This is a genomic window from Paenibacillus dendrobii (genome assembly GCF_009807035.1).
Lineage (GTDB): Bacteria > Bacillota > Bacilli > Paenibacillales > Paenibacillaceae > Paenibacillus_AQ > Paenibacillus_AQ dendrobii.
Window position 1 is genome coordinate 114,363 of the sequence record NZ_WUBI01000001.1, and the last position, 12,838, is coordinate 127,200.

Annotated in this window: 12 protein-coding genes; 11 read left to right on the forward strand and 1 reads right to left on the reverse strand. The window is 50.9% G+C overall.

Features of this window, described 5'->3' with window-relative positions:
* Nucleotides 1–16: 16 nt before the first annotated feature.
* From GRF59_RS00480 to GRF59_RS00515, 8 genes are all read left to right on the forward strand, one after another.
* A complete protein-coding gene (locus tag GRF59_RS00480) occupies nt 17–1,351 on the forward strand; it encodes an ABC transporter substrate-binding protein (protein ID WP_160495726.1) in 1,335 nt (444 codons plus the stop codon).
* A 58-nt stretch (nt 1,352–1,409) separates the two neighbouring features.
* On the forward strand, nt 1,410–2,309 hold the full coding sequence (locus GRF59_RS00485) for a carbohydrate ABC transporter permease (RefSeq protein ID WP_160495727.1): 900 nt from the start codon (nt 1,410–1,412) through the stop codon (nt 2,307–2,309).
* On the forward strand, nt 2,309–3,145 hold the full coding sequence (locus GRF59_RS00490) for a carbohydrate ABC transporter permease (RefSeq protein ID WP_160495728.1): 837 nt from the start codon (nt 2,309–2,311) through the stop codon (nt 3,143–3,145). The genes GRF59_RS00485 and GRF59_RS00490 overlap by 1 nt, the downstream gene beginning before the upstream one ends.
* A 28-nt stretch (nt 3,146–3,173) precedes the next feature.
* Nucleotides 3,174–4,289 carry a Gfo/Idh/MocA family protein gene (locus GRF59_RS00495; protein ID WP_160495729.1) on the forward strand — a complete coding sequence of 372 codons (1,116 nt, stop codon included), beginning with the start codon at nt 3,174–3,176 and terminating at the stop codon, nt 4,287–4,289.
* Nucleotides 4,264–4,749: a NanQ anomerase/TabA/YiaL family protein gene (locus tag GRF59_RS00500; protein WP_341479979.1), complete on the forward strand. Its 486-nt coding sequence runs from the start codon at nt 4,264–4,266 to the stop codon at nt 4,747–4,749. Before GRF59_RS00495 ends, GRF59_RS00500 begins: the two co-directional genes overlap by 26 nt.
* Before the next feature lie 166 nt (nt 4,750–4,915).
* A complete protein-coding gene (locus tag GRF59_RS00505; protein WP_341479980.1) occupies nt 4,916–5,818 on the forward strand; it encodes a dihydrodipicolinate synthase family protein in 903 nt (300 codons plus the stop codon).
* Nucleotides 5,819–5,992: 174 nt separating this feature from the next.
* Nucleotides 5,993–7,144: a winged helix DNA-binding domain-containing protein gene (locus tag GRF59_RS00510; RefSeq protein ID WP_237391567.1), complete on the forward strand. Its 1,152-nt coding sequence runs from the start codon at nt 5,993–5,995 to the stop codon at nt 7,142–7,144.
* A 77-nt stretch (nt 7,145–7,221) separates the two neighbouring features.
* Entirely contained in the window at nt 7,222–7,890 is a 669-nt protein-coding gene (locus tag GRF59_RS00515) for a tetratricopeptide repeat protein (protein ID WP_160495732.1), read from the forward strand.
* A gap of 173 nt (nt 7,891–8,063) precedes the next feature.
* Here the strand turns inward: GRF59_RS00515 and GRF59_RS00520 are convergent, their stop codons facing one another.
* The gene (locus GRF59_RS00520; protein WP_160495733.1) at nt 8,064–9,206 is read right to left on the reverse strand and encodes a GntR family transcriptional regulator; all 1,143 of its coding nucleotides are present in this window, start codon (nt 9,204–9,206) and stop codon (nt 8,064–8,066) included.
* Between the two features lie 427 nt (nt 9,207–9,633).
* Here GRF59_RS00520 and GRF59_RS00525 point away from each other — a divergent pair, with 427 nt between their 5' ends.
* From GRF59_RS00525 to GRF59_RS00535, 3 genes are all read left to right on the forward strand, one after another.
* Nucleotides 9,634–11,016 (forward strand): ABC transporter substrate-binding protein, encoded by a 1,383-nt coding sequence (locus GRF59_RS00525; RefSeq protein ID WP_160495734.1) that lies wholly within the window; start codon nt 9,634–9,636, stop codon nt 11,014–11,016.
* Between the two features lie 88 nt (nt 11,017–11,104).
* Complete coding sequence (locus GRF59_RS00530) at nt 11,105–11,998, forward strand: carbohydrate ABC transporter permease (RefSeq protein WP_160495735.1); 894 nt, start codon at nt 11,105–11,107, stop codon at nt 11,996–11,998.
* 16 nt (nt 11,999–12,014) lie between these two features.
* The gene (locus tag GRF59_RS00535; RefSeq protein WP_160495736.1) at nt 12,015–12,833 is read left to right on the forward strand and encodes a carbohydrate ABC transporter permease; all 819 of its coding nucleotides are present in this window, start codon (nt 12,015–12,017) and stop codon (nt 12,831–12,833) included.
* Nucleotides 12,834–12,838: the final 5 nt, after the last annotated feature.

The window sequence follows — 12,838 nt, forward strand, 5'->3', positions numbered from 1 at the left end:
AAGGGGCAAATGTAATATGAAAAGAAAGCTGCCGCTGCTGCTGCTGTCGCTGTTCATGCTGCTCGCTGCGGCTTGCGGGAACGACAACGGGGATTCGGAGAATTCATCCGCCGGAAATGGAGAGATGAAGGGCGAAATTGTGTTATGGCATTCCTTTACCCAAGGGGCTCGCAATGACTTTATGAAGGAAGCCGCAGCTGATTTCATGGCGAAGCATCCGGGCGTGAAAATCAAGATCGAAACCTTTGCGTGGTCCGAATTTTATACGAAATGGACGACGGGGGTCCAGTCCGGTCAGGTACCCGACGTCAGCACGGCTCTGCCGAACCATGTGGTGGAAATGCTCGATGCGGAGGCTATCGTTCCGCTTAACGACGTGATCGACAACATCGGAAGGGACCGCTTTTATGAAGCGCCGCTTGCGGAAGCTACGGTGGATGGACAAAATTACTCCATTCCTCTCTACTCCCATGCGCAGGTCATGTGGTACCGGAAGGATCTTTTGAAAAAGGCCAATCTTGAAGTGCCGAAAACATGGGACGAGCTGTTCAAGGCCGCCCAAACGTTAAATCAACCACCGAATGTATACGGTCTGTCCGTACCGATGGGACTTGGCGACATGATGGCCACGCGCTTCCTTAACTTCTATGTGCGTTCCGCAGGTGAAACCCTCATTACGAAGGACGGCAAGGCGAATCTGACAAGCAAAGCCGCCATCGATGGCATCAATTACTGGGTCAATATGTACAAGGCTGCTTCTCCGTCGGGCTCGGTGAACTTCAAAGTGCTCGACCAGGCAACCCTCTTTTACCAAGGAAAAACGGCGTTTGATTTCAACAGTGGTTTTCAGATCGGAGGCGTAGAAACCAACTCGCCGGCTCTGTTAGACCAGATTGATGCGGCTCCGATTCCCAAAATTCATGCGAGTGATCCGGACCGCGGAATCGAAACCTCAAACGTGCCTGTCGTTGTATGGAAGAAGAGCAAGCATCCGGACATTGCGAAAGCATTCGTCGAGAGCCTCTTCGAGAAGGAACGGTACATTAAATTCCTTCATTCGGTACCCGCGGGAATGCTGCCCGCACTGAGAGACATCGCAGAAGATCCCGAATACCTGAATAATCCGACGATCCAGAAATTCAGCAACGCGGTGAACGTCATCAGCAGCGCCGTCGATAAAGGGACAGCCATCGGTATGGAATACAGTCCTGTGCTGCAGTCGGGCATTCTAACGAGCCAAGGCGTTATCGAAAAAATGTTCCAGGACATCGTTCTGAAAAACGAACCTGTGGAAGATGCGGCGCACAAGGCAGAAAAGGAGCTAAACAAACTATTTTCGATGGGACAATAAAATACCGGCAGGGGGTGAGATTCCTTTCGCCCATGCAAGCAGAACTGGAGTGAAGCAGATGAGGACGATCAGCAGTAAATCTAAAACGCTCAATACGACAGGCATACTATTCATTCTGCCTGCCGTGTTGATTGTCATTCTCTTGTTAATTTATCCGATCCTGTCAAGCATGTATGTCAGCTTCACCTCGAAGCATTTGATCCGGCCTCGCTACAGCTGGGTTTGGTTCGACAACTTCAAATTCGTGCTCACGAACGCCGACTTTTACATTGCGTTCTTGAATTCGATCAAGTGGACGATCTATTCCATCGCCGGCCAGCTTGTCACCGGCTTCCTGGCCGCTCTGGCCTTGAATAGAATTCCGAAATACTCCGGCTTTTTCAGAACGCTGCTGATCATTCCGTGGGCTTTTCCCGCGATCGTCATCGCGTTTTCATGGAAATGGATTTTGAATGATGTATACGGATTTTTGCCCAATTCGCTGACGCAGCTCGGGCTGACGCACCTGAACATCAACTTTTTAGCTGATCCGGCATTCGTGTTCGGTACGGCGGTGTTCATCAATGTGTGGTTCGGTGCGCCGCTGTTCATGGTCAACATTTTGTCTGCCCTGAAAACGATCCCCTCGGACCAGTATGAAGCAGCCGTGATGGATGGAGCAACCTCTCTGCAATCCTTCTGGTTCATCACAGTACGCCATATCCGTGGCGTCATCGGGTTGCTGCTGGTATTGAGAACGATTTGGATCTTCAACAATTTCGATCTTCTGTACCTCCTGACGGGCGGAGGACCATCGGATTTGACGACAACGCTGCCGATCTTCGCATACAAAACCGGATGGGGCATGAAGCAGTTGGGGATTGCGTCTGCCATCACCGTCATCTTGCTGCTGTTCCTGCTGGGTATATGCCTGCTCTACTTCAGGCTTCTCAATAAATGGGAAAGAGAGGACCGCTAATGAACAACGTGGGACAAAGCAAGCTGAATATCGCCGTTATGTATGTGTTTCTGTCATTGTTATCTCTGATCGCGGTCTTTCCCTTGATTTGGATCATTTTATCCTCTTTCAAAACCTCGGGGGAGATGGCCAATCATCCGTTAGCCATGCTCCCGAAGCAGTTTACTTTTGAGTATTACAGCCGGGTACTCCACAACCTGCATTTCACGACGAACATCAAAAACAGCTTGATCGTGTCGCTTTCGGCAACGCTGGTCACCATCGTGGTGTCCGCACTTGCTGCCTACGGCATCGTCCGGTTCTTTCCGAAGGCCGGGAAAAAAATGACCAAGCTGCTGATTACGACCTATATGTTCCCGCCGATTTTGCTGGCGGTTCCGTATTCGATCATCATCATCAAAATCGGGCTGGTCAATACTTGGACGGGGCTTGTGATCACCTACTTGTCCTTCTCCATTCCGTATGCGATCTGGATGCTTATCGGTTTCTTCCAGACGGTTCCGCTTGAGATTGAAGAGGCGGCCCATGTGGATGGAGCCGGAAAGATCAGGGTGTTTCTGCAAATCGTACTGCCTACCGTTTCTCCGGGTGTGGTGGCGACGGCGATCTACACCTTTATCAATACATGGAATGAATTTCTGTTTGCGCTGCTGCTTATCAACACTTCGGAGAAAATGCCGATATCCGTTGCGCTATATTCCCTGACGGGCTCCGAGATTCTGGATTGGGGAGAAATGATGGCTGCTTCCGTTATTGTCATCGTGCCATCCATTATATTTTTCATGCTGATCCAGAAAAAGATTGCCGGAGGATTGTCGGATGGATCAGTCAAATAAAAACGGACTTCGAGAGGAGCTAATAGAGATGAAAACAGTCAATTATGGCATTGTGGGAACAGGATACTTTGGAGCGGGGCTTGCGCGTATCCTGAATGAAATTGAGGGTGCCCGGGTGGTTGCGGTATACGACCCGAGCCATGCGGAACCCGTGGCGAAGGAGCTGAATTGCGACATGGAGGAGAGCGTGGAATCGCTCTGCTCAAGATCCGACGTGGACGCGGTAATCGTGGCCTCACCAAACGGCTATCACAAGAACCCCGTACTCTGCGCTGCTGAACATGGAAAACATGTTTTTTGCGAGAAGCCGATCGCGCTGTCCTATGCCGATTGCAACGAGATGATCCGAAAAACGAAGGAGAACGGACGGGTGTTCATGGCTGGACATGTCATGAATTTCATGAATGGCGTGCGTACGGCCAAGCAGCTGATTAACAGCGGGAAGATCGGGGAGATCCTGTTCTGTCACGCCGAGCGCAATGGCTGGGAGGAAGCCCAGCCCCAGGTTAGCTGGAAGAAGATGAGAGAAATCTCGGGCGGGCACTTGTATCATCATATCCATGAGCTGGATTTCATCCAGTTTCTTATGGGTCCCGCTGAACGGGTGACCATGGTGGGCGGCAATGTGGCACATAAAGGGGAGCAGTATGGGGACGAAGATGACATGCTGTTCTTGACGCTAGAGTTTCCCGGCGAGAGGTATGCCACTTTGCAATATGGGTCCGCTTTCCGCTGGCCGGATCATTTCGTGAAAATTCAGGGGAGCAAGGGAGCCATTCTGATCGATATGCAGGATGTAAAGGTCGTCCTCAAAACACCGGAGGGCGAAGAGCGATTCCTGCTGCATGAATCCAAGGAAGTAGACGATGACCGGACGCGGATCTATAAGGGCCTGGAGATGGATGGAGCCATTATGTATGGCAAACCAAGCGCGATGCCTCCATTATGGCTTCAGGGTATTATGAAGGAAGAAATGGCTTATTTTCATCACATCATGCAGGGAGCGTCAGTCGAGGATGAATTCCGTCCGCTGCTGGACGGGACGGCGGCACGGGCCTCGATCGCCACGGCGGACGCGCTGACGTTATCCCTGAAGGAAGACCGGAAGGTCAGTGTCAGTGAAATCACGAATAAAGGAGCCTAAAATTCTCATGATCTATGACAAGCTCGAAAATATTCATTTACACGCTTCGGATAATAACCATTTGTCGCAATGCTTAAAGGATATTGCAACCGATTTGCATGCGGAATGGTATCCGGATGAAATGAGCTCTAAGGTTTATAAAAAGAATCGGATTCAGTTTACAACCGCCCCAAAAAGCGAAAAACGCTTTGAGGCACACCGGAAATATATAGACATCCATATCGTCCTGAAAGGGCGTGAATATGTGGAAGTCGGCAGCGAGGGCTCTTTGACGAACCGGACGGAATATGACCCGGAGCAGGATATCCTTTTCGGAGATATGCAGGAAGGGGGCAGGTTTGCAGGGTATTTGGAGCCGGGAAGTTTTCTCGTCTGTTTTCCGGACGATGCGCATTTGGTTGGGGCACACGAGCAAACGCCTGCGATCGTGGAGAAGTTCGTCTATAAGATTCCGGTGTAATGCATCCGCCCCGGTCCGAGGTATCAAGAAAATAACGGGCTCGCATGTCAATAAATCATACTTTGCGGATACGGTGAGTCAGAATTGAGTTAACCACACGTATGACAAGCAACAGCATATCGGAAATAACCAGGGAAAGGGAGTGGGATCATTGACAGCAGACAACGTGTCAAAGTTTGCGGGCATTTATGTCGCCATGTATTCCGCATATGATGCGAAAGGGATTGTGGACAAGGAGCGGGTCAAACGACTTGCAAGATATTACGCATCGTCAGGGGTTAAAGGATTGTATGTGGGCGGCAGCTCTGGTGAAGGCATGCTGCAAAGCGCAGAGGAACGGAAACAGGTTCTGGAAGCCGTGTTGGAGGAAGTGAGGGGAGAGCTGGCGGTCATCGTTCACGTCGGGGCTAGTTCGACTCGCGAAAGCATGGACCTGTGCATACATGCGCAGCAGGTGGGCGCGGATGCCGTCTCCTCGGTGCCTTCCGTTTATTACAGGCTTTCGGAAAAGGCGGTAGAGAATCATTGGCAGCACATGATCGACAGCACAAATCTGCCGTTTATCATATACAACATTCCACAGACGACCGGATTTAATCTCTCGTTCGATCTATGCAAAAGGTTGGCTCAGCAGGAAAAAGTCATTGGCGTGAAAATGTCCGGTGAGAGCACGTTTGAACTGGAACAGTTCAAAGAGGCAGGAGGGGATGATTTCCTCGTATTTAACGGTCCGGATGAACAATTCCTAGCAGGAAGAATCATGGGTGCCGATGGCGGGATCGGTGGCACGTACGGCGTGATGCCAGAGTTGTTTTGTAAACTGGATGCTTATTTCCGGGAGGGGCGCTTTGAGGAAGCCCTGCAGCTTCAGCATACAGTCAACCGATTTATCAAGAAACTGCTTGGTTATCCATCACTCTATGGTGCTTGCAAATATATCCTGAACTTAAGAGGCATCGAAACCGGGGAACCGCGTCTGCCGCTGCTGCCTGTGCTGCCGGAGCATCATGAGTCGTTGGTTCAATTGAATGAGGACATAAGGGCGGCATCGTTGAATTACTTATCATAGTTACAAAGGAGCCATATCGTTGTTTCGTCTGAGATCCCCCGCTTCTAGGGGGATCTTCATTTGTCTTTTTAAGTGAATTGATGGTCACGAAGTTCCCGGATTGCCTCATACACCCAATCAACGTATATTAAAGGGAACGGGTTCATCTAATATCAGGCAATAGGAGGCAGAACATTGGTCAAGCCAAGCAAATCGAATGCTGCTCCCCACGATTTCATGCAAACGGTAATGACGAATCAGGAATTGAACCGGGCGTTGCTGGCAAGACAGATGCTCCTGGAGCGTGTACGGATGCCGGCCATTGAAGCGATCGAGAAGCTGGTAGGTTTGCAAGCTCAAGCTCCGAATCCACCCTACTTCGGTTTATGGACAAGAATCAAAGATTTTTGCCATGAGGAATTAACGGGGTTAATTGAAAGTCGACAGGCTGTTCGCATCGCACTGATGCGCTCGACAATCCATTTGGTATCCGCGAAGGACTGCCTAGAAATGAGACATGCATTTCAATCCGTTCTGGAGCGGGGGTTAAAAGGAAACTACAGCAAAAGACTGACAGGACTGGATCTGGAGGAAATCGCCGAAGCCGGGCGGGCCTTGGTAGAATCGGCGCCATTCACTTTAAGCGAGCTCGGTAAGAGACTGCATGAACGTTGGGATACGCATGATCCGGAAGCGCTGTCCATGGTTATTCGTAATAGGGTCCCTCTTGTCCAAGTTCCGCCACGGGGATTGTGGGGGAGAGGAGGACAGGCTACGTACACCACTGCAGAAGCATGGCTAGGAGAAACACGACTTCAGATAGCAAAGCCGAAGGATATTGTACTCCGTTATTTGGGAGCCTTCGGGCCCGCTACCGTAAAGGATATACAGGTGTGGTCTGGGCTCACCAAGCTGAGAGAAGTTGTGGAAGAATTGCGGTCCCAGCTCGAGACATTCATGAACGAAGCGGGTGATGAGTTGTTTGACCTGCCTGAAGCGCCGAGGCCGTCTGCTGACACACCTTGTCCGCCGCGTTTCTTGGGCGAATTCGATAATATATTGCTGTCACATGCCGACCGGTCACGGATCATGTCTGAATCAGATCGTAAGCGTGTCTTCACGGTGAACGGCATTATACGGTCGGTCATCCTAGTAGATGGTTTTGTCAGAGGAATATGGAGGATTGACAAGACCAAGGAAAAAGCAACGTTGACGATTGAACCCTTCATTTCTCTAACCGCAAAAGAGATGGATAGCCTTCGGGAAGAAGGATATAAGCTTCTGCAATTCGCTGCGCCCAAGGACATCAAGACCGAAGTTGTTTTTATGCCTGAAGGGAATACATAACCGAGCTTTGGACGCAGATTGCCCGCACGCAGGGACTGCAGGGGAAATTCGCGGAAGCACATGAGACTTTGGACCAGGTGGAATCAAGGCTGATCGAGGATTGGCCGACCGCCAGAGTTCGTTATTTGCTGGAACGAGGCAGGGTGTTCAATTCTTCATCACAGCAAGAACAGGCTAATCCGGTATTTCATGAGGCCTGGGAGCTGGGGCTTCAATGCGGTGAAGATGATTACGCGGTGGATGCGGCGCATATGCTGGGCATCGCCGAGTCTACGCCGGAGAAACGGATGGAGTGGAATTTGAAGGCTCTTGCGCATGCAGAGGCCCATCCTCAAGCAGGCCGCTGGCTCGGTTCGCTCTACAACAATATCGGATGGGCTAAGGTGGAAGCGGGGGAGCTGGAAGAAGCGCTCGATTTGTTCGAACGTGCCTATGAGTTCAGAAAAGGCCAAGGAAATCCGGTAACCATTTTCATTGCCAAATGGAGCATCGCCAAAGTGATGCGGCTCTTGAATAGGGTAGAACAGGCGCTGAATATTCAGGAGGAGCTTCTCAAGGAGACAGAGCAAGGCTTTGAACCAGACGGCTATCTTTACGAAGAATTGGGGGAATGCCTGCTCGCCCTTGCGCGGAACGAAGAAGCCAAGCCATACTTCGCGAAAGCCTATGAACTTCTCTCCCGCGATTCCTGGCTGGTCGAACATGAACAGGAGCGGGTTGCACGTTTGAAAGAACTGGCTGTTTAGCGGGCGGAGGTATTCCTTTTTTTTGATAATAGTTGCAAAGTGGAAATGGATTTGAAAAGCGAAAAAGGCAGGGCGACCGAGAAATTCAATCGGTTGCCCTGCCTTTTTTTTGCCAAACGAATAACTTCGGTCATCTTGAATCGATAGACGAATGCAGCATCCGAATCCGGCCGTTACCTGTCTTTGGCCGCTGTTGTCGCTTCGGCGGCATGAATGCCGGTGGAACGGCGGGGGACAAGCTTCGTCGGAAGCTTGATTTGCCGATAATCGGACACGCCGTTTTCGATCTGATGGACAATAAGATAACCTGCCTCTCGGCCCATCTCGCGTTCCTGCTGGATGATGGCGGTAGGCGGGACGACGCTAAAATCCGGGTACACGACATCGTCGAAAAAGACGACAGAGAGATCCTCGGGAACCCGCAGTCCCATGGCCAGGGCGGCTTGGATCACGTGTGGACTGAAGTTCGAAGAAATCACGCCCGTCATATGCGGATTCGACCGCAAAAACTGCTGAATCATCTCCATGACCTCTTCGTCGCTGTTGGACATGGAAAGGCGCGTCATTTGAAAGCTGCGGTCGATGAGGATATGCCGATCCTCCAGCGCCTGCTCATATCCCGCAAGACGCTCCTCGATGCTTGATGTTCCTTCCGATTTGGTCGAAATAAACCCGATATTCCGGTGCCCCAGCTCAATGAGGTGAGTAACCGCATCCATGCCCGCCTTATAGTGATCGGAGCTGACCGAGTTGGTCTCGACTCCCTTAAACTGTCTGTCTAATAGAACCAAAGGGAATTTGTTCAGCGTGAGGGACAAAATTTCATGGTTGTAATTTTCGCCCTCCACCGGATAAATGATCAGCCCGGCAACGCCGGCATGCTTCATTTCGCGTATTTTCCGAATCTCATGCTCCTGGGAGTCGTTGGTTTTTGAAAATAGCAGGTGATAACCCTTGTCGGAAAGGGCATCTTCGATCCCGCTCAGCAAGTTGGCCGTAAAACGGTTATCCAGACGGGGCAGCAGGAAGCCCACGGTATTTTTCAGCAATGTTTCTGCACCCGAAGTCCCCAAAGAGAACAGGTCCTCGTCTTTTCTCTCCGATACGAAGGTGCCTTTGCCCTGCATCCGATAAATGACGCCTCGTTCGACCAGATCGGCCAGGGCGTTCTTCACGGTGATCCGGCTGACGCCGAATTGATCCGCAAGCTCGTTTTCGGAAGGGATGCGGCTCATCGGCTTCCAGTTCTCGCTCCGGATTTGCTCCACGATATAATGTTCTATTTTTTTATACATCGGGACGAATTTATTTGGCATATTTCGGATCTCCATTCGATGAATAAGTCTGATATAAATATATTACAAGTATTCAACCTATACAAGTGAATTTGAATATTTATTTGTGTTGATTGAATCTTTTTTTGAGGAATGAGATACGCAACTGACATTAAAAATTCTTTGATTTAACAACCGTTTTGGGCGAATTTAGAGTTGAGTAATCATAAGTTGTATTAAAAAAATAAACATTTACACGTAAAAATATAATGTTTATATTGTTAGCTATAAGTTGCATTCGCCCATTTGGTAAAACGCTTACGAGCAGGGCAGGAAACATAACACTGCTGCCGTATGGCCGCTTGTTGTACTTCTTCAGGGAGGTGGTATCCAAGTTATTCCTGCAAGTCTTCATACATCGAGTTAAAACAATGATCCGATCCATGATTAATGAAAAGGTGGTTAGACGATGAAAAAGAAATCAACCTTGATGGTCACAATGTTATCCGTTCTTTGTTTGGTTGTAAGCGCTTGCTCTGGCGGGCAGAAGCAGGAAGGCGGGGATGCTTCATCCGGCAAGGAGTTGACCATGTGGACCTGGAAAGTAGCGTACACGCCGGGAATCGAGGCTGCGGCCAAGCTGTACGAACAGAAAACGGGCGTGAAAGTGAAATTGGAGACGTTTACGCCGGACGATACGTACAGACAAAAAATCCAAGCTGCGGGCAATTCCAAAAACCTGCCTGACGTCATCAACTGGTGGGCCTCGGCGGGGGATTCGATTGAAAACTCCGTGGTCGAGCTGTCGGGCGAAATCGGCGACGACGTGCTCGGCAAGTACTACGGCACCGCAATGGACCCGATCCGGGTGACGCAGAGCCAGGTTGACTCCTGGCAGAACGATAAGAACGCCACGACAGTGCAAAAATCGCTCAAAGCAGGACAGTTTTATGGACTGCCGCTCGACATCGGCGGATTCTTTACCTTTTACGGTAATAAGCTGCTGATGGAAAAGGCGGGGCTGAAAACCGAGGCTCCAAAGACCTGGGAAGAGTTCGTCTCGATGATGGAAACCATCAAGAGCAAGACCGGTACGCCAGGCCTTGTGTTCGGCGCGAAAACGTCGGATTTGTGGGAGAACTGGGCTGGTTCGGCATTAGCCATCATGTACGGAGGGCCGCAGTCTTACGTGGAGCTTCTGGAGAGAAAGTCGAAGATGAGCGATCCTGGGCATCTCCCTGTCGTCAAGGCCGTCCAGACACTTGCCGACAAGGATCTGCTGATGCCGGGTATTCTCTCGACCGACATTGACGGCGCTGACCAAGCGTTTGCCGCAGGCAAGGCCGCGTTTGACCTGGGCGGTTCGTTTACGATGTCCACGCTGCTCGCAATGGGCATGAAGCCGGAAGATATCGTCACGTTCCCTGTTCCACCGATCGAAGGCTCGAAAATCACTTCATGGACGACGGATCCGTTTACCTTGACGATGCTTGCGGTGAACAAGGATTCCAAAAACAAGGATACGGCGCTTGATTTTATCAAATACATGACAACAGACCCGGATGCGGCGGTTGCATTCGCAAATGCGGCTTATACAGTTCCGGCACTGAATTTGGGAGACAAAGCCAAAGATCTCGATCCGAACTTGAAGGCGATTGTCGACTCGTTCGCCGCTGAGCCCGGACCTTATTCGGAAGCCCAGCCGGCTATCAACGCCTTCCGCGGCAAGAACAAGGAATGGGAAGTGTACGCTCAATCCCTGCAATCCATCATTGAGAAAAAAATGACGGCCGAACAGGCTGCGCAAAAATTCGACGATACGATGAAGAGCCTGCAGGCCAGCGGCAACTGATTTGCTGCTCGCCGCACCAGTCGCAGCCGGCTGGAGGGTTAACCTCCGTCCGCCGGCTGTTCAATCCCAAATCCAAAGGTGATGGAAGATGATAACAACCAGAAGTAAATGGGTGCCCTATCTGTTTTTGCTGCCGGGTATTCTTCTGTTTCTCGCCGTCGGCGTCTATTCGGTCGGCTTCTCGATCATGCTCAGTTTTTACAACTGGTCGGGGATCGACTTCTCGACGGCCCGTTTCGAAGGGCTCTCCAATTTCCGGCAGTTTCTGCTGGGCGATAACCCGATTGTGACCCAGAATTTCTACCATTCGCTGCTGCACAACGTGCTGATCGCCGTCTCTCAGGTCGTCGTGGTCATCCCGATCGCGATCGTCCTGGCTTTCGTGCTACAGAATACGAAGATGGCGACGCTGTACCGTACGGTTTACTTTTTGCCGATGATCGCGTCGGGCGTGGCGATTTTTTACGTATGGAAGGGCTTGTTCGAGCCTACTGGCGCCTTCAACGCCCTTTTCCAAGCGATCGGCCTCGATTTCCTGGCCGTGCCTGGCGGCATGCTGGGCAGTTCCTCGACCTCGCTGACAGGCATTATTTTGACATCGATCTGGGGAGGGCTTCCCGGTACGCTGATCCTGTATTACGCGGGACTGACTTCGATTGATCCAACGCTGTACGAGGCGGCGAGTGTCGACGGAGCCAGCAAGCTGACTATGATCATGAAAATCACGTGGCCGCTCCTGAAGCCGATCACGCTCATCGCGGTTATTCAAATGGTCAACGGTGCTTTCCAGGCCTTCGAGAATGTGTTTATCATGACGGGCGGGGGACCGGCAGGCAGTTCGGAGGTTATCGGTACCCTCGTGTACAGAACGGCCTTCCTGAACAACAATTACGGACTGGCAAGCGCGATCGGGTGGGTATCGTTCCTGATCACAGGCGCCATCGCCATGTTCAGCATCCGCTCATTCAAGGTCGACATTTAAAAGGAGGCGATTCGAAATGGTCAAAACGATCAAGCACATCATTCTTTTCATATACGGACTGACCTGCGTGTATCCCTTCGTATGGATGATCGGAACCTCCTTGAAAACATCGCAGGACGCGCTGGCCAATCCGCAGTCTCCTTTCCCGAAAGGACCGCTCATGTGGTCAACCTTTTCCGAGGTATGGAGCAAGCTGAACTTTTCCCGTTTCTTCGTCAATAGCGTGGTCGTCAGCGTGATTGTCATCGTCGGTGTCGTTGTCATATACACGATGATGGCATTCGCGTTCGCGAAATTCAGATTCAAGGGCAAAAAGCTGATCTATTACACCTTCATTGCGCTGCTGCTCGTTCCAGGCGTAACCACGCTGATTCCGCTTTATATCAATATGACGAATCTCGGGCTGCAGAATAGCTACGTCGGCATAATTTTGCCGATGATCAACGGGGCGGCGCCGTTCGCCATCTTCCTCTTTACCAGCTACTTCGGGACGATCTCGCATGAACTGTACGAATGCGCCGTCCTGGACGGCTGCGGCAATTTCAAAATTTATTGGCGCATCTACCTGCCGCTGGCCCTGCCGGCGATCGGGACCATCGCCATCCTGAATTTCATCGGAAGCTGGAACAACATCTTATGGCCGATGATCATCATCGATAAACAGGAAATGTTTACGCTGCCGATGGGGCTCATGTACCTGGATTCCTCTTCGTTCAAAAAATGGAACGAACTGATGGCGGGCGCGCTGATTACTGTCATTCCGGTGCTGCTGTCGTTCCCGTTCATGCAGAAGATGTACGTGAAGGGGATGACCGTCGGTTCGGTCAAAATGTAGAACAT